The sequence below is a fragment of the Janibacter sp. LM genome, from assembly GCF_039631275.1.
Lineage (GTDB): Bacteria > Actinomycetota > Actinomycetes > Actinomycetales > Dermatophilaceae > Janibacter > Janibacter terrae.
Map to the genome: position 1 here is coordinate 102,404 of NZ_JBDIVG010000004.1, position 17,284 is coordinate 119,687.

Here is a 17,284-nt window from a genome sequence, read left to right on the forward strand (position 1 = left end):
TGTCCGAAAGGAACCCCGAGATGGCGCTCATCACCCAGTCCCAGGTCGTGCTCGACCTGGTCGCCCCGGATCGGCACGCGGCCACCCGGACGCTCGCCGAGACCCTCGTGACCGCCGGTCGCGCGACGGACCTCGAGGCCTTCCTCGAGGACGTGCGCGCCCGTGAGGAGGTCATGGCCACCGGTCTCCCCGGAGGCATCGGGATCCCCCACGCCCGCAGCGCGGCGATCACCGAGCCGTCGCTCGTCTTCGGACGATCGCGCGAGGGGATCGACTGGGGCGCGGCGGACGGCCCCGCCACCCTCGTCTTCCTCATCGCCGCCCCCGGGGGCGGGGGAGAGGCGCACATGCAGGTCCTGCCCAAGCTCGCCAGGGCCCTCATGGACACGAGCTTCCGCGCGGACCTCGAGGCGGCGACGACGGAGGCCGAGGTCGTCGACATCGTCAACGCGCGGGTGGCCCTGGACGAGCCCGCCGCCGCAGCACCGGCCGCAGCACCGGCCGCAACGCCGGCCGAGGCTCCGGCGGCAGCGCCGTCGGACGCGCCCCTCCACCTCGTCGCGGTCACCTCCTGCCCGACCGGCATCGCCCACACCTACATGGCGGCCGAGGCCCTCGAGCTCGCCGCCACCGAGGCCGGGCACACGATCTCCGTCGAGACGCAGGGCTCTGCGGGCTCGAAGCCGTTGTCGCGCAAGGAGATCCAGAGCGCTGACGCGGTGATCTTCGCCCACGACCTCGAGGTCCGGGACAAGGACCGGTTCGCGGGCAAGCCCACGGTCGACGTGGGCGTGAAGAAAGCCGTCTCCGACGCACCCGAGCTCGTCCGGCGCGCCACGACGCTGGCCCGCGAGTGGGCTGCCGACCCCGACCGGGCCGCCGCGCAGGCCGCGCGCGCCGAGGCCGACGACTCCACCGACACGCAGGACGAGGTGTCCACCGCCACCAGGGTGCGCCAGTGGCTCATGACCGGCGTGAGCTACATGATCCCCTTCGTCGCCGCGGGCGGGATCCTCATCGCGCTGTCCTTCATGCTCGCCCAGGTCGCCCTCGGCGAGCAGGGCGCCATCGAGATCACCAAGTACGCCCTCGACGCGGAGGGGAAGTACAACATCACCAACAGCTTCAACCCGGTGAGCCTCACCTCGTGGGCCGCGCTCCTGTACGTCATGGGCGGCGCCGCCTTCGGCTTCCTGGTGCCGATCCTCTCCGGCTACATCGCCTACGCCATCGCCGACCGTCCGGGCCTCGTCCCCGGCATCGTCGGCGGCTGGATCGCGGCGACGATGGGTGCCGGCTTCCTCGGTGGCCTGGCCACCGGGTTCCTCGCGGGCTTCGTCGCCCGGTGGCTCGCCGGCTGGACCGTGCCCGCCGGCGTGCGCGGCATCATGCCCGTCGTCGTCATCCCGCTGCTGTCCACCTTCATCACCGCCGGCCTCTTCATCACCGTCCTCGGCCGGCCGATCACCTGGCTCATGGACAACCTCACGGCGGCGCTCGAGGGCATGGGCGGAGGCAGCTCGCTCGTCCTGGGTCTGATCCTCGGCGCGATGATGGGCTTCGACCTCGGCGGCCCGGTCAACAAGGTGGCCTACGCCTTCGCCACGACCGGCCTGGCCACGGCGGGTGCGGCGACCGACGCCATCCAGCTGAAGATCATGGCCGCGGTCATGGCGGCCGGCATGGTCGCCCCCCTCGCCATGGCACTCGCCACCACCGTGCGGCCGCGGCTCTTCACCGAGCCCGAGCGGGAGAACGGCCGCGCGGCCTGGCTGCTCGGCGCGTCGTTCATCTCGGAGGGGGCCATCCCCTTCGCCGCTGCCGACCCGGTCCGGGTCATCGCCGGCTCCGTCGTCGGATCGGCCCTCACCGGGGGCATCGCCCTGGCCGCCGGGGTCACCCTGCGCGCACCCCACGGCGGCATCTGGGTCCTGCCACTCATGGGCAACTTCCTCATGTTCGTCGTCGCGCTCGTGATCGGCGTGCTCGTGATGGCCCTGATCGTCGTCGTCCTCAAGTCCCTCGGGGCCCGCACGACGGCGGTCGACACGCAGCCACAGCGCGTCGCCGCCTGACAAGGTGGGAGCCTGCCCGCGCCAGCGGGCCGGCTGACCGCCGACCACCACCACACCACCAGGAGAACCCCATGGCCCGTCGCACCACCACCATCGCCTCCTCCGTCGGTCTCCACGCCCGGCCCGCCGCGCTGTTCGTCAAGCAGGCCAGCGAGTCCGGTCTCGACGTGCAGATCGCCCGCCTCGGCGAGGCGCCCGTCGACGCGACGAGCATCCTCGGCGTCATGGCTCTCGGGGCCAAGCACGGCGAGCGGGTCGAGATCTCCGCCGACGGGGACGGCGCCGAGGAGGTCCTCGACGGTCTCGTCGAGCTCCTCGAGACCGACCTCGACGCCAAGGAGTGAGCCCGATGGCCGTCGAGGACAGCACGCGCCGCGGCATCGGCGTCTCCCCGGGCAGCGCGTACGGCCCGGTGGTGCTCGTCGCCCCGCCCGTCCGCGCGCCCGAGGGTGAGCCGGCCGCCACCGACCCGGAGCAGGCGAAGGGGGCGGTCGCCGCGGCCTTCGAGTCGGTCGCCCGGGACCTCGAGGACCGCGCCGGCCGGGTCGAGGACACCGCTGCCGAGATCCTGTCGGCCACCGCGCTCATCGCCCGGGACAAGAGCCTGCTCAAGGCGGCGGGTGCGCACCTCGACGCCGGGGAGGGGCCGGCCACCGCGATCGAGTCGGCCGTGGACGAGTTCGTCGTGCAGTTCGAGGCCCTCGGCGGGTACTTCGCCGAGCGCGTCGCCGACCTCAGGGACGTCGGCGCGCGGGCGGTCGCGGCGGTCCTCGGGGTGCCAGCTCCCGGCGTCCCGGACCTCGCCGAGCCGAGCATCGTCGTCGCCGAGGACCTCGCGCCGGCGGAGACCGCCGTCCTCGACCGCGCCCTCGTCCTGGCCATCGTCACCAGCGGTGGTGGCCGCACGAGCCACACCGCCATCCTCGCCGCGCAGCGCGGCATCCCCGCCGTCGTGCAGTGCGACCGGGCGCTCGAGCTGGTCGCCGGCACGCCGGTCGCCGTCGACGGGGACCTCGGCACCGTGACGCTCGACCCCAGCGAGGAGTTCGTCGCCGACCTCACCGCACGCCGGGAGCGTCGCGCCGCGGCCCTGGTCGGCGCCATCGGTCCCGGGCGCACGCGCGACGGGCACCCCGTGCCGCTGCTGGCCAACATCGGTGACGTCGAGGACGCGGAGTCCGCTGCGGCCCAGGACGTCGAGGGGGTCGGGCTCTTCCGGACCGAGTTCGTCTTCCTCTCCGCCACGACCGCCCCGACCGTCGAGGAGCAGGCGGAGATCTACCGCCGGGTCCTGGCCCCCTTCGGGGACCGGCGCGTCGTCGTGCGCACCCTCGACGCCGGCGCCGACAAGCCGTTGTCCTTCGCCGACCTCGGTCCCGAGGAGAACCCGGCCCTCGGCCGTCGCGGCCTGCGGCTGTCCGCCGCCCGACCCGAGCTGCTCGACACCCAGCTCGCGGCGCTCGCCGTGGCCGCCGCGGACACCGGAGCCGACGTGCGGGTCATGGCCCCGATGGTCGCCACCGCCGAGGAGGCGGACTGGTTCGCCCGGCGGGTGCGCGAGCACGGGCTGCCCACGGTCGGCGTGATGATCGAGGTGCCGGCCGCCGCCCTTCGCTCGCGGCACGTCCTGGCCGACCTGGACTTCGCGAGCATCGGGACCAACGACCTGTCGCAGTACACCCTCGCGGCGGACCGGATGCAGGGTGAGCTGTCCGACCTGCTCGACCCCTGGCAGCCGGCCGTCCTCGACGTCATCGCCGCCGCGTGCGACGGGGGAGCGGCGACCGGGACCCCGATCGGTGTGTGCGGCGAGGCGGCGGGCGACCCGCTGCTCGCCCTGGTCCTCGTCGGCCTCGGCGCCTCGAGCCTGTCGATGGCCCCCTCCAGGGTGCCGATGGTCCGGCTCGCCCTCTCGCTGCACTCCCGCCCGGACTGCCAGCGGATCGCCGTCGCCGTGCGGGACGCCCGGACGGCAGCGGACGCCCTGCGCGCCGCGCTCGACCTCGCCGACCCGGGCCTGCGCGACCTCCTGTGACGGCATTCCCCTAGGGCAATGCAGCCCCTCGACGTCGAGACTCTGCATTGCCCTAGGGGAATGCAGAGTCCTGTCGGTCCGTCGCGGTCGGGGGGCGCCGGGTCGAGGGGCGCGCCGATCGGCCGCTACAGTGGCGAGGCGGCCCGGTCGGCCGGCCGCACCCCCGACACCTCGGAGATCAACCGCGTGAAAGACGTCCGTCCCGACGCAGTCATCATCCTCGCCGCGGGCGAGGGCACCCGGATGAAATCGACCCTCCCCAAGGTCCTCCACCCCCTGGGTGGGGCCCCGCTCCTCGGTCACGCCATGCGTGCCGCCGCGGGTGCCGGCGCCGCGGAGACGGTGGTCGTCGTCCGCCACCAGCGGGATCGGGTCGCCGCCTTCATCGAGGAGTACGCGCAGCGCAGCGGGCTGGCCTGCCGCACCGCCGACCAGGACGAGGTCAAGGGCACCGGCCGAGCCGTCGAGTGCGGCCTCGAGGTCCTCCCGGCCGACCTCACCGGCACCGTCGTCGTGACGATGGGCGATGTCCCGCTGCTGTCCGCCGAGACGATCAGCGAGCTGACCCGGGTGCACCACGAGGAGCGCGCGGCGGTCACCGTCATCACCTCGGTGCTCGAGGACGCCAAGTCCTACGGCCGCATCGTCCGCGACGCCGACGGCCACGTCGAGCGGATCGTGGAGTTCAAGGACGCCACCGAGGCCGAGCGCGGCATCCGCGAGATCAACTCGGGCATCTACGCCTTCGACGCCGCCGTGCTGCGCCGCGAGCTGGCCAACGTCAGGAGCGACAACGCCCAGGGCGAGAAGTACCTGACCGACGTCCTCCAGCTGGCGCGTGCCGCCGGGGGGACGGTCGCCGCCCACGTCCTCACCGACCTGTGGCAGACCGAGGGCGTCAACGACCGCGTCCAGCTCGCCCAGCTCGGCAAGGAGCTCAACCGCCGCACCTGCGAGCGCCACATGCGTGCCGGCGTGACGATCATCGACCCCGACACGACCTGGATCGACGTCGACGTGACCATCGGCCAGGACACCCGCCTGCTCCCCGGCACCCAGCTGCTGGGGGCCACGAGCATCGGCGCGGAGGCGACGATCGGGCCGGACGTCACGCTCACCGACTGCGAGGTGGGCGACGGGGCGGAGGTCAAGCGCGCCGAGGGCCTGCTCGCGGTCATCGGCGACGGTGCCAAGGTCGGCCCCTTCTCGTACCTGCGTCCGGGGACCGAGCTCGGGGCGAAGGGGAAGATCGGCGGCTTCGTCGAGACCAAGAACACGAAGATCGGCGAGGGGGCCAAGGTCCCTCACCTCACGTACGCGGGGGACGCCGACATCAAGGAGGGCGCCAACATCGGCGCCGGCACGATCTTCGCCAACTACGACGGTGTCCACAAGCACCGGACCGTCGTCGGGCGCCACTCCTTCATCGGCTCCGACGCCGTGCTCGTCGCGCCCGTCGAGATCGCCGACGGTGCCTACGTCGCCGCCGGCTCCGCGGTGACGGAGGCCGTCGGCCCCGGCCAGCTCGCCGTCGCCCGCGGCCACCAGCGCAACGTCGACGGCTGGGTCGCCAGGCAGCGGCCCGGCACCCAGACCGAGGCCGCCGCGCTCGCCGCAGCCCAGCCCCCTTCGTCCGCCACCCCCGACAGCAGCGAGGACACCAAGTGACCGGTATCAACAAGACCACCGAGAAGAACCTCATGGTCTTCACGGGGCGGACCCACCCGGCGCTCGCCGAGGCGGTCGCGGAGAAGCTCGGGACCGAGCTCGTGCCCTCGAGCGCCTACGAGTTCGCCAACGGCGAGATCTACGTGCGCTACGAGGAGTCGGTGCGCGGCTGCGACGCCTTCGTCCTGCAGAGCCACGCGACGCCGATCAACGAGGCGATCATGGAGCAGCTGCTCATGGTCGACGCCCTCAAGCGCGCGAGCGCCAAGCGGATCACCGTGGTCCAGCCCTTCTACGGCTACGCCCGCCAGGACAAGAAGCACCGCGGCCGCGAGCCGATCTCGGCCCGCCTCATGGCCGACCTCTTCAAGACCGCCGGGGCCGACCGGCTCATCGCGGTCGACCTGCACACCGACCAGATCCAGGGCTTCTTCGACGGGCCGGTCGACCACCTCATGGCCCGGCCGATCCTCGCGGACTACGTCAAGGACAAGTACGGCGACCGTGAGCTCGCCGTCGTCTCCCCGGATGCCGGCCGGATCAAGGTCGCCGAGCAGTGGTCCCGCCAGCTCGGCGGCGTCCCGCTGGCCTTCATCCACAAGACCCGCGACATCGACCGGCCGAACGAGTCCGTCGCCAACCGCGTCGTCGGTGAGGTCGAGGGCCGCTGGTGCGTGCTCGTCGACGACATGATCGACACCGCCGGCACGATCACCAAGGCTGCGGACGCGCTCATGGCCGACGGTGCCGCCGGCGTCATCATCGCCGCGACGCACGCGATCTTCTCCGGCCCGGCCGTCGAGCGCATGCAGGCCTGCGCCGCCGAGGAGATCGTCGTCACCGACACCCTCCCGCTCTCCGACGAGCAGAAGTTCGACGGCCTCACGGTCCTGTCGATCGCCCCCCTCGTCTCTCGCGCCATCCGTGAGGTCTTCGAGGACGGGTCGGTCACCAGCCTCTTCACCTGAGGCTCAGCCCTGCCGCGAGCGGTAGGCGGCGGCGGCGAGGCGGTTGCCGCAGCCGCCGTCGCAGTAGCGCCGGGACCGGTTGCGGGAGAGGTCGACGAGCACGTCGTCGCAGTCGTCGGCGGCGCAGACGCGCAGCCGGGAGAGCTCACCGGCACGGATGACGTCGACGAAGGCCATCGCGGCCTCGACCTGCACCCGCCGGGCGAAGGGGGCGTCCGCGTCGGTCGCGTGGATGTGCCAGCCGTAGTCGTCGTGGTCGACGAGCTGGGGGAGGGCGCGTCCGTCGCGCAGCAGCTCGTTGACGGCCTCGACCGCCGCCGCCTCGTCCTCGGCGCGGACCCACACCCCGCGCAGCCGGTCCCGCAGCCTGCGCACCTGCTCGAGCTCGGCCGCGTCGCCGTCGAAGCGCCCCGTCCAGCCCCACCCGACGTAGAACTCGTGGAGGGCCTCGAGGGTGGCCAGGGTGTCGCCCTGCTCGTCGGGGAAGGCGCCGACCCCCGTGTTGACCAGCGCCGCGGCCGTGCGCAGGGCCACGTCGGTGTCATGGGCAAAGGTCACGTTGACTCCTGACGGCGTCGAGGTCTAGCGTCATCAGCAACAGGTTACTTCACTCATGACGTCAGGAGCAGCCGTGCGGGCCGCCACCACGGGTCACCAGACCCCCTTCGTCGTCGGGCTGGGCATCGCGCTCTTCTCGGCCGCCGCCTTCGGCTCGTCCGGCACCTTCGGCACCGCGCTCATGGCCACCGGGTGGAGCCCGGCCGCCGTCGTCACGCTGCGCATCGTCGGCGCCGCGCTGCTCCTCGCCGGCCCGACGGCCGTCGCGATGCGCGGGCGCTGGCACCTCCTGCGGCGCAATGTCGTCCCCGTCCTCGCCTACGGCCTCCTCGCCGTGGCGGGCTGCCAGTTCGCGTACTTCATGGCGGTCGACAGCCTGTCCGTCGGCGTCGCGCTCCTCCTCGAGTACCTCGCGCCGGTGCTCATCGTGGGCTGGATGTGGGCGCGCCGCGGCCACCGGCCGAGCCGGCTGACCTCGGCCGGCGTCGTCGCCGCGATCGTCGGGCTCGTCCTCGTCCTCGACGTGGCGTCCGGGGCCGAGCTGGACGTCGTGGGTGTCCTGTGGGGCCTGCTCGCCGCCGTCGGCCTCGTCGTCTTCTTCCTCGTCGCCGCGCACGAGAGCGAGCACTCGCTGCCGCCCATCGCGCTCGCCGGGGGCGGCCTCGCGGTCGGCGCCCTCAGCCTCGTGGCCACCACTGCGCTCGGCATCCTCCCGTGGTCGGCCGGCACGGCCGACGTCACGCTCGGCGGCTGGTCGCTGCCGTGGTGGGCCGCGGTCCTCGAGCTCGCGCTGGTCGCCGGGGCCGTCGCCTACGCGACGGGCATCGCGGCGGCCCGCGTCCTCGGCGGCACGGTCGCCTCCTTCGTCGGCCTGAGCGAGGTCCTCCTCGCGATCACCTTCGCCTGGCTCCTCGTCGGCGAGGCGATGAGCCCGGGCCAGCTGCTCGGCGGCGTCGCGGTCCTCGCGGGCGTCGTCATGGTCAAGCTGGGCGAAGGGGAGGGCCCCGCCCTCCCGACGCCCACGGACGAGGCGATCGGGGCCGGTTTGGCCGACGCCACGCGGGTCCACTAGGATCTCGGGGTTGCCTCGGCGAGGGACGCTGCACGGTCGCAGCGATCCGTGATCGACGCGGTGCCGCCATGTGGGTTCGCCTGCGCGTCGACACCCTTCGTCCGCGCCACGTCCCGCGTCGAGGCCACCGCCCGAGACTCGCCCGCTCCCTTCGCGGGCACACCCCCACGACAAGGAGCACCACATGTCCAGCGACGAGATCCGCCTGGTTTCCGACAAGCGCACCGAGTTCGGCAAGGGCGCGGCCCGCAAGCTGCGCCGCGCCGAGAAGGTCCCCGCGGTCCTCTACGGCCACGGCGAGGCCCCCATCCACCTCGCGCTGCCCTTCCACGACACCTTCCAGGCGCTGAAGAACCCCAACGCCCTGCTCACCATCGCCGTCGACGGTGAGGGCGACCAGCTGGCCCTGGCCAAGGACGTCCAGCGCGACCCGATCAAGCCGATCATCGAGCACGTCGACCTCGTCATCGTCAAGCGCGGCGAGAAGGTCACCGTCGAGGTCCCCGTCCACGTCGAGGGCGACGCGGCTCCCGAGACCGTCGTGACGCTCGACGCCCAGACCCTCGAGATCGAGGCCGACGTCACCAACCTGCCCGAGGGCCTCACCGTCTCCGTCGAGGGCCTCGAGGTCGGCACCCAGGTCCTGGCGAGCCAGGTCGAGATGCCCGCCGGCGCGACCCTCGTCTCCGACCCGGAGCTGCTCGTCGTCAACATCACCCAGCAGATCTCCGCGGAGGAGCTGGAGGCCGAGCTCGCCGAGGCCGAGGCCGAGGCCGGCATCGAGCACGACGAGTCCGACGCCGAGGCCGCCGAGGCCGCCGAGGGCGAGTCCTCCGAGGGCGGCGAGGAGTCCTCCGAGCAGGAGTGACTCCACACCCACCGTCTCGAAGGGCGTTCCCTGAGGAGGCCGCTCGCGGCCGTCTCGAAGGGCGGGACCTCCACCACGGAGGTCCCGCCCTTCGTCCGTCTGCGGCAGGCGCGGGACCTGCCTGCGACATTGCCTAGAGTGGGGCCCCGTGAGTGATGACACCTGGCTCGTGGTCGGTCTCGGCAACCCCGGACCGCAGTACGCGGGCAACCGGCACAATGTCGGGGCGATGGTGGTCGAGCACCTCGCCGAGCGCGCGGGGGCGAGGCTGCGCAGCCACAAGGCCGGCGCCGCGGCGGAGTCGATCCGCCTCGGGTCGATGCCCGGGACGCGCGCGATCATCGCCATCCCGAGCTCGTACATGAACCTCTCCGGCGGCCCGACCAAGGGTCTCGCGAGCTTCTTCTCCGTCCCGCCCGAGCGCACGATCGTGCTGCACGACGAGCTCGATATCCACTTCGGCGAGGTGCGGCTCAAGCTCGGCGGCGGCGAAGGGGGCCACAACGGCCTGCGCTCGATCTCCAGCAGCTTCGGGACCAAGGACTACCTGCGGGTGCGCGTGGGCATCGGCCGACCGCCCGGTCGCATGGACGCCGCCGCGTACGTGCTCAAGGACTTCAGCTCGACCGAGCGCAAGGAGCTGCCTTTCCTCGTCGACGACGCGGCAGACGCGGTCGAGCTGCTCATCGACAAGGGCCTGACCGACGCGCAGCAGGTCGTCCACGCCCCGCGCGCCTGAGACATCCTGGCCTGAGCAAGAGAAACCTCGCCTTCGCATGAGTTTCAAACTCTTGCGAAGGCGAGGTTTATCGGGTGACCCGAGAATCGTGGGGCGCGTGGTGCGCGGCGCTCAGGCCTGCTTGCGCAAGGCGGCCAGGCGCGCCTCGATCTCGGCGTCCTGGCTGTGGTCCTCGAGCTCGGCGAACTGGTCCTCGAGGGAGGTCGACTGCGCCTCGGCGCGGCCCTGGACGAGCGCCTCCTGCTGGCGGATGCGGTCCTCGAAGCGACCCAGCTCGCTCGTCGGGTCCATGACGTCGATGGAGCCGATGGCCTCCTGGACGCGGGACTGGGCCTCGGCCGAGCGGGCGCGGGCGACGAGGGTCGAGCGGCGGGACTTCAGGTCCTCGAGCTTGGTCTTCATCTGCACGAGACCGGACTTGAGCTGCTCGACCTGCGCGTTCTGCTGCGCGATGGCCGGCTCGGCCTCCTTGGCCTCGCCCTCGTGCTGGATCTGGCGCTGCAGGGCGACGCGGGCGAGGTTGGTGAACTTCTCGGCGCCGGCGGTGTCGCCGGCGGCGGTGAGCTCGTCGGCCTTCGCGGCCGCGGCAGCGGCCTTGCGCCCCCACTCGGTCGCGGCCTCCTGGTCGGCCTTGAGGTCGCCCTCGGCCATGCGCGTGTGCGCGATGGTCTGGGCCACGGCCTCCTCCGCCTCGGCGATGGAGTTGGTGTAGTCCCGGACGAGCTGGTCGAGCATCTTCTCCGGGTCCTCGGCGCGGTCGAGGAGGGCGTTGATGTTGGCCTTGGCCAGCTGGCTGACGCGGCCGAGGATGGTCTGCTTCTTGGTCATCGTGCGTTCCTCCTGGCGGTGGGACCGCCGGTCGTGGTGCCTGGTGATCGGTTCACGTGCTGGTGCTGGTAGTGGCCGCGGTCAGAAGCGACCACCCCCGCCGAAGCCGCCGCCTCCACCGCCGCCGCCGAAGCCGCCCCCGAACCCGCCGGAGGAGCCGCCCCAGCCGCCGCCCCGGCCACCGAAGCCGCCGGAGAGGATGCCGCCGAGGACGAGGGAGCCGATGTCGATGCCGCTCCTGCCGCGGGGGGTGCCCCCGCCGAAGCCGCCCCAGTCGTCGTCCCGGGAGTGCAGGCTGCCGGCCACGCGCTCGGCGAGGACCTCGGCCCCGGTGAGGTGCTCGGCGGCCAGGTCGAGGTTGCGCTCGCGCTCGCCGTGGGCCAGCGACAGCAGGCGGGAGGCCTCGCGCAGCTGGGTGCGCGGCTCGGCGTCGACCCACCCGCGCACGCTGTCCAGCTCGCGCTCGAGGGTGACGATGCGGGAGCGCACGTGCTCGTAGCGTCGGTCGAACTTCTCCACCCTGGCGCCGGCGCGGTCGGCGTCCTTGCGGTACCGCTCGAGGGCGGTGTCGAGGTAGTGCTCAGCGCGCTCGAGGGTGCTCAGGGCGCCGATGACGTCGCCGCCGCCACGGGCCCGGGTGCCGATCTCGACGGCGCGCTGCGCCTCGGCGACCGCGGAGAGGGTCATCTGGTCGTTGGCCTGCAGTCGCGTGGCGTCGAGCAGGTCGGAGGAGATCGAGGCCAGGGCCTGGTCGAGGGCCGCGGCGGCGTCGGCCAGCACGGAGCGCGCGGACAGGACCGTCTCGAGTCGGCTGTCCGCCTGGCCGAGGGCGTCCTCAGCGGCCCGGGCGGCCGCGACCGCCGACGGACGGTCGCCGGCCTGCACGTGCTGCTCCCCGGTGGTGACGAAACCGCGCGCCGACTGGATGAGGCGGGGCGCCTGCTCGACGTTGGCCACGAGCGTGGTGAGCGCATCGCGGGCGTGGGTCGCGGACAGCCCCGCGAGCTCCTGCTGCGCGACCGGCACCCGGGCCTCGACCTCAGCGACCCGGGTCCGCAGCGAGGCGAGGAACTGCGGGACGGTGGCCTCCAGGTCGCGCAGCCTGGCGAACTCGGCCTCCTGGGCGTCGAGCTCGGCGTCCGCTGACCGGGTCAGCTCGAGGACCTGCGCCAGCCGCGCGCGTTCCTCGGCCTCGACGAGGCGACCTGCTCCGCGGGCGACGTCGAGCTCCTGCTGGATGCGGAAGGCCTCGGCGGCCTGGCCACGGGCCGCCTCGAGCGCGGCGGTGAACTGCTGGGTCGCCTGCTCGCCGAACTGGGCCTGCGCGAAGGACAGCTCCTGACCCGAGGCGCGGATCGCGTTGTCGAGGTCGACGAGGGCCCTCGCGACCTGCTGACGCAGCTGGTCGGTGGGGACGGAGGGCAGGACGGGCCCGGGCTGGCCGATCGGCGGGGCCGCGGGTCGGGGGTCGCGGCGCCCGCGGACGGCGCCGATGACCTTGCCGATGACCGGCAGGAGGAACATCCCGACCAGCAGGAGGGGGAAGAAGGAGAAGAGGTTGAACCCGCCGAGGATGCCCCCGCCACTGCCACCGCTGCTGTCGCCGTAGCGCTCGTCGAGGCCCTGCGCCGCGGCGGTCACGGCACCGTCCCAGTCGTCCCGGCCCAGCCGCGGCTCGACGTCGGCGGTCTGGACCTGCGTCAGCAGGTCCGGGGTGACGCCGGCGCCCTCCTGGGCCCACATGCCGTAGGCGCGGTCCTCGACGGCGACGGCGAGCAGCACGTCGTTGGTCCCGAAGCCGGACTCCTCGTAGGTCGCCCTGACCCACTCCTCGCCGGACCGCCCGTCGAAGCTGTCGACGTAGACGACCCACAGCTGGATGCCGCGCTCGCGCTGGAGGGTGTCGAGGTCGTCCTGCAGGGCGCCCTCGTCGAGGACGTCCGCCCGGTCGGTGATCTGCTCCGGCAGGGAGAAGGGGGCCTCCGCGGGGGCGGCGGCGACCGTGACCTGCGGTGGGGCGGATCTGGTCGTCGCGCCTGCCGGCGAGGCGCCGAGCACCAGTGCGGCAGCACCCGCGAGGCCGCACAGGACCCCGCCCAGACGTCGCGTGCGGTCGGTCATCCGGTGCCCTGCCCCTTGGTGCGCGAGCCCCCGGCCTGTCGCCGGAGCCCAGTGCTTGCTGAGTATTACAGACAGGTGCGGCAGAATCATGGCCAGCATGACTTCCTCCCTCGCCCCGCTCCTGAGTGCGATCGCCGGCCTGCCCGGTCTCGCCGACATCCCACGACACCGCGACGCCAGCGACCTGGTCGACATCGTCGCGCCCACCGGTCTGCGGGCGCCCACGGTCGCCTGCATCGGTGGCGACCGCGCCTCGCACGCACCGAGGCTCGTCGTCACCTCGACCGCGCGCGAGGCCGACGACATCGCCACCGCGCTCGGCGAGCTCGTCGGCCACGAGCAGGTGGTCACCTTCCCGAGCTGGGAGACGCTGCCGCACGAGCGGCTCAGCCCCCGCAGCGACACCGTCGGCCGTCGGCTGGCCGTCCTGCGCCGGCTGGCGCACCCCGACGCGGGGGAGGGCCACGGCCGGCCCGGCTACGTCATCGCCTCGGTCCGGGCCGTCCTGCAGCCGATCGCCAAGGGGCTGGCCGATCTCGAGCCGGTGCGGCTGCGCGTCGGCGACGAGGCGGCGCTCACCGAGGTCACCGAGGCGCTCGCGGGTGCCGCCTACGTGCGCACCGACCTCGTCGAGCGCCGCGGTGAGTTCGCGGTCCGCGGCGGCATCCTCGACGTCTTCCCGCCGACCGAGGAGCACCCCGTCCGGGTCGAGTTCTTCGGCGACACGGTCGACGAGATCCGGTGGTTCAAGGTCGCCGACCAGCGCAGCCTCGACACGGCGCTCGAGATGTGGGCCCCGCCCTGCCGGGAGGTCCTGCTGACCGACACCGTGCGTCGACGCGCGGCGACCCTCGCGGGGGAGCTGCCCGGCGTCGCCGACATGCTCCTCAAGGTCGCCGAGGGCATCGCCGTGGAGGGCATGGAGTCGCTCGCGCCCGCCCTCGTCGACGGCATGGAGTCGGTCCTCGACGTCCTGCCGCAGGGCGCCGGTGTCGTCGTCCTCGACCCCGAGCGGGTGCGCGCCCGCGCGCACGACCTCGTCTCGACGAGCGAGGAGTTCCTCCAGGCCAGCTGGGCCAACGCCGCCGCGGGCAACGCCGTCCCGATCGACCTCGAGGGCGTGCTCGGCACGGCCTCCCACTGGACCCTGGGGCAGGCCCGCGACCACGCGCTCGAGATCGGGCTGCCGTGGTGGAGCGTCACCCCCTTCGCCGTCGACGACGAGCTCGCGGCCATCGCCGCCGACCTGGACGACCGGGTCGACCACGACCACGTGGGCCTGCGGGTGCCGGCCGAGGAGCCGCCGCACTTCCGCGGCAACACCGAGGCCGCGATCGCCCAGCTGCGCGAGTGGACCGGGGAGGGCTGGCAGGTGCTGATCGCCACCGACGGCCCGGGACTCGTCAAGCGCGTCACCGAGGTCCTCGGTGACGCGGGCGTCCCGACCCGCGTCGCGGACGAGGGGGAGCCGGTCACGCTCACGGCGGGCGTCGTCGCGCTCACCCGGGCCAGCCTCGGCACGGGGTTCGTCGTGCCCGAGCGGCGGTTCGCCGTGCTCACCGAGGCCGACCTGCTCGGCTCGAGCGGGGCCGGGGCGAGCACGCGCGACATGCGCCGGATGCCCTCGCGCCGGCGCAAGCAGGTCGACCCGCTCCAGCTGCGTCCCGGGGACCACGTCGTCCACGAGCAGCACGGCGTCGGGTCCTTCGTCGAGATGATCCAGCGGACCGTGCAGGGCGCGACCCGTGAGTACCTCGTCATCGAGTACGCCCCGTCCCGCAAGGGGCACCCCGGCGACCGGCTCTTCGTGCCGACCGATCAGCTCGACCAGGTGACCCGCTACGTGGGCGGCGACGCCCCGCCGCTCAACAAGATGGGCGGCAGCGACTGGCACAAGACCAAGTCGCGCGCCAAGCGCCACGTGCGCCAGATCGCCGGTGAGCTCATCCGTCTCTACAGCGCGCGCATGGCGACGCCCGGCCACGCCTTCGGCCCGGACACCCCGTGGCAGCGCGAGCTCGAGGACGCCTTCGCCCACATCGAGACGCCCGACCAGCTGACCACCATCGACGAGGTCAAGGACGACATGGAGAAGACGGTCCCGATGGACCGCCTGATCTGCGGCGACGTCGGCTACGGCAAGACCGAGATCGCGGTCCGGGCGGCCTTCAAGGCGATCCAGGACGGCAAGCAGGTCGCCGTCCTCGTGCCGACGACCCTGCTCGTGCAGCAGCACCTCAACACCTTCTCCGAGCGGTACGCCGGCTTCCCCGTCACCGTCAGGGCGCTGAGCCGCTTCCAGACCGACAAGCAGGCCAAGGAGGTGCTCGAGGGCATGGAGTCCGGTGCGATCGACCTCGTCATCGGCACCCACCGGATCCTCGGCAACGAGGTGAAGTTCAAGGACCTCGGCCTGGTCATCATCGACGAGGAGCAGCGCTTCGGCGTCGAGCACAAGGAGCAGCTCAAGGCGATGCGCACCAACGTCGACGTGCTCGCCATGTCGGCCACACCGATCCCGCGCACCCTCGAGATGGCGGTCACCGGCATCCGCGAGATGTCGACCCTCGCCACGCCCCCGGAGGAGCGCCACCCGGTGCTCACCTTCGTCGGCGGCTACGAGGAGAAGCAGGTCGCCGCCGCGATCCACCGCGAGCTCATGCGCGAGGGGCAGGTCTTCTACGTGCACAACAACGTCAGCACGATCGACAAGACCGCGGCCCGCATCCGCGAGCTCGTGCCCGACGCCCGCGTCGAGACCGCCCACGGCAAGATGGGCGAGCACCGGCTCGAGCAGGTCGTCCTCGACTTCTGGGAGCGGCGCTTCGACGTCCTCGTGTGCACGACGATCGTCGAGACCGGCCTGGACATCTCCAACGCCAACACGCTGATCCTCGACCGCGCCGACCGCTTCGGCCTGAGCCAGCTGCACCAGCTGCGCGGCCGCGTCGGGCGCGGGCGCGAGCGCGCCTACGCCTACTTCCTCTACCCGCCGGACAAGCCGCTCACGGAGATGGCCCACGACCGCCTCGAGACGATCGCGAGCAACACCGACCTCGGCTCCGGCATGCAGGTGGCGATGAAGGACCTCGAGATCCGCGGCGCGGGCAACCTGCTCGGCGGCGAGCAGTCCGGCCACATCGCGGGCGTCGGTTTCGACCTGTACGTGCGGATGGTCGGCGAGGCCGTCGCGGACTTCAAGGGCGAAGGGGAGGCCGCGCCGGCCGAGGTCAAGATCGAGCTGCCCGTCGACGCCCACCTGCCGCACGAGTACATCCCGGGGGAGCGGCTGCGGCTGGAGGCGTACAAGAAGCTCGCGTCCGCGGAGACCGAGGCCGACCTCACCGAGATCCTCGAGGAGCTCACCGACCGCTACGGCCAGCCGCCGGAGCCGGTGCGCAACCTCGTCGAGGTCGCCCGCCTGCGGATCGTCGTGCGCTCGGCCGGACTGACCGATGTCGTGGCCCAGGGGGCCAACGTGCGCTTCGCCCCGGCCCGGCTCCGCGAGAGCCAGGAGCTGCGGCTGGCCCGCCTCTACCCCAGGTCGAGCTACAAGGAGGGCACCCAGACGGTGCTCGTCCCCAAGCCCACGACCGCGCGCATCGGGGGGACCCCGCTGCGGGACACCGCGGTGCTCACGTGGGCCACTGACCTCATCCGTCAGGTCATGCTCGATGATGTCATCGTGGACAGCGGGGCGACGGCGCCCCGAGACACCTCGCGCTCGCGCTGAGGACCGGACGAAAGGGACCCACACCGTGCTCCGTCGACAGCCCCTCGCTCGCCCCGCCCGGGCGATCGCCCTCGCAGCCGCTGCGACCCTCGCCCTCTCGGCGTGCGGCGGCTCCGCCAACGACCCGGTGGACGTGGACGGCTCCGGCAGCGACGCCGTCGCGGCCAAGGTCGGCGACGAGGTGGTCACCGTCGGCGACGTGCAGCGCACCACCCGCGAGCTGGGCACGGTCATCGAGGCGCAGAGCCAGGGCCAGCCCGGTCAGGAGATCACCGCGGACCAGGTCGTCGCCCTCCTCGTGCAGGTGCCGTCGGTCCTCGAGTTCGCCGACGAGCAGGGCACCCCCGTCCCGTCGGCCGGGAGCGTGCGCCAGCAGCTCGCGCAGGTCCTGCCCTCCCCGTCGGACACGACCGTCGACTTCCTGCGGGCCAACTCGTTCAACTCCCAGCTCGACGAGGCCGCCCGCAAGGAGCTGAGCGCGTACGTCCAGGAGCAGGACGTGACCGTCAGCCCCCGGTACGCCGCCGCCGTCGGCGAGTCGCCCGACTGGCTCCAGGAGCCCGCCGCGCAGGACGCCCAGCTGCCGACGGGCACGCCCTGACGGCCGGTCGCCTGGTCC

General features: G+C 73.0%; 13 protein-coding genes. 10 read left to right on the forward strand and 3 right to left on the reverse strand.

The annotated features are described in order from the left end of the window. Positions 1-20: 20 nt before the first annotated feature. The 5 genes from ABC138_RS03025 (at position 21) to ABC138_RS03045 (ending at position 6,746) form a co-directional block, all read left to right on the forward strand. Positions 21-2,075 carry a fructose-specific PTS transporter subunit EIIC gene (locus tag ABC138_RS03025; protein WP_345912714.1) on the forward strand — a complete coding sequence of 685 codons (2,055 nt, stop codon included), beginning with the start codon at positions 21-23 and terminating at the stop codon, positions 2,073-2,075. Between the two features lie 71 nt (positions 2,076-2,146). Beyond that, entirely contained in the window at positions 2,147-2,419 is a 273-nt protein-coding gene (locus ABC138_RS03030) for an HPr family phosphocarrier protein (RefSeq protein WP_068321589.1), read from the forward strand. Between the two features lie 5 nt (positions 2,420-2,424). Further along, a complete protein-coding gene (gene ptsP / locus ABC138_RS03035; RefSeq protein WP_068321593.1) occupies positions 2,425-4,110 on the forward strand; it encodes a phosphoenolpyruvate--protein phosphotransferase in 1,686 nt (561 codons plus the stop codon). 186 nt (positions 4,111-4,296) lie between these two features. Then, on the forward strand, positions 4,297-5,778 hold the full coding sequence (gene glmU, locus ABC138_RS03040) for a bifunctional UDP-N-acetylglucosamine diphosphorylase/glucosamine-1-phosphate N-acetyltransferase GlmU (RefSeq protein WP_345912715.1): 1,482 nt from the start codon (positions 4,297-4,299) through the stop codon (positions 5,776-5,778). Further along, positions 5,775-6,746 (forward strand): ribose-phosphate diphosphokinase, encoded by a 972-nt coding sequence (locus ABC138_RS03045; RefSeq protein ID WP_068321596.1) that lies wholly within the window; start codon positions 5,775-5,777, stop codon positions 6,744-6,746. The genes glmU and ABC138_RS03045 overlap by 4 nt, the downstream gene beginning before the upstream one ends. Positions 6,747-6,749: 3 nt before the next feature. Here the strand turns inward: ABC138_RS03045 and ABC138_RS03050 are convergent, their stop codons facing one another. Next, on the reverse strand, positions 6,750-7,304 hold the full coding sequence (locus tag ABC138_RS03050) for a CGNR zinc finger domain-containing protein (RefSeq protein ID WP_068321599.1): 555 nt from the start codon (positions 7,302-7,304) through the stop codon (positions 6,750-6,752). 55 nt (positions 7,305-7,359) lie between these two features. Between ABC138_RS03050 and ABC138_RS03055 the strand changes: the two genes are divergently transcribed. The 3 genes from ABC138_RS03055 to pth all read left to right on the forward strand — a co-directional run bounded on the left by ABC138_RS03055 (position 7,360) and on the right by pth (position 9,983). Beyond that, positions 7,360-8,376: a DMT family transporter gene (locus ABC138_RS03055; protein WP_345912716.1), complete on the forward strand. Its 1,017-nt coding sequence runs from the start codon at positions 7,360-7,362 to the stop codon at positions 8,374-8,376. A 184-nt stretch (positions 8,377-8,560) separates the two neighbouring features. Further along, positions 8,561-9,244, forward strand: a complete 684-nt coding sequence (locus ABC138_RS03060) for a 50S ribosomal protein L25/general stress protein Ctc (protein WP_068321605.1) — start codon at positions 8,561-8,563, stop codon at positions 9,242-9,244. 148 nt (positions 9,245-9,392) lie between these two features. Continuing rightward, positions 9,393-9,983, forward strand: a complete 591-nt coding sequence (pth, locus tag ABC138_RS03065) for an aminoacyl-tRNA hydrolase (protein ID WP_345912717.1) — start codon at positions 9,393-9,395, stop codon at positions 9,981-9,983. 111 nt (positions 9,984-10,094) lie between these two features. Here pth and ABC138_RS03070 read toward each other — a convergent pair whose 3' ends face one another. Both ABC138_RS03070 and ABC138_RS03075 read right to left on the reverse strand, forming a co-directional pair. Further along, positions 10,095-10,811 (reverse strand): PspA/IM30 family protein, encoded by a 717-nt coding sequence (locus ABC138_RS03070; protein WP_068423718.1) that lies wholly within the window; start codon positions 10,809-10,811, stop codon positions 10,095-10,097. Positions 10,812-10,892: 81 nt separating this feature from the next. Then, positions 10,893-12,932 carry a TPM domain-containing protein gene (locus ABC138_RS03075; RefSeq protein ID WP_345912718.1) on the reverse strand — a complete coding sequence of 680 codons (2,040 nt, stop codon included), beginning with the start codon at positions 12,930-12,932 and terminating at the stop codon, positions 10,893-10,895. A gap of 97 nt (positions 12,933-13,029) precedes the next feature. Between ABC138_RS03075 and mfd the strand changes: the two genes are divergently transcribed. Next, positions 13,030-16,665, forward strand: coding sequence for a transcription-repair coupling factor (gene mfd, locus ABC138_RS03080; RefSeq protein ID WP_068423998.1), 3,636 nt, complete (start codon positions 13,030-13,032; stop codon positions 16,663-16,665). Positions 16,666-16,690: 25 nt separating this feature from the next. Further along, on the forward strand, positions 16,691-17,266 hold the full coding sequence (locus ABC138_RS03085) for a hypothetical protein (RefSeq protein ID WP_345912733.1): 576 nt from the start codon (positions 16,691-16,693) through the stop codon (positions 17,264-17,266). The last annotated feature ends 18 nt before the right edge of the window (positions 17,267-17,284 follow it).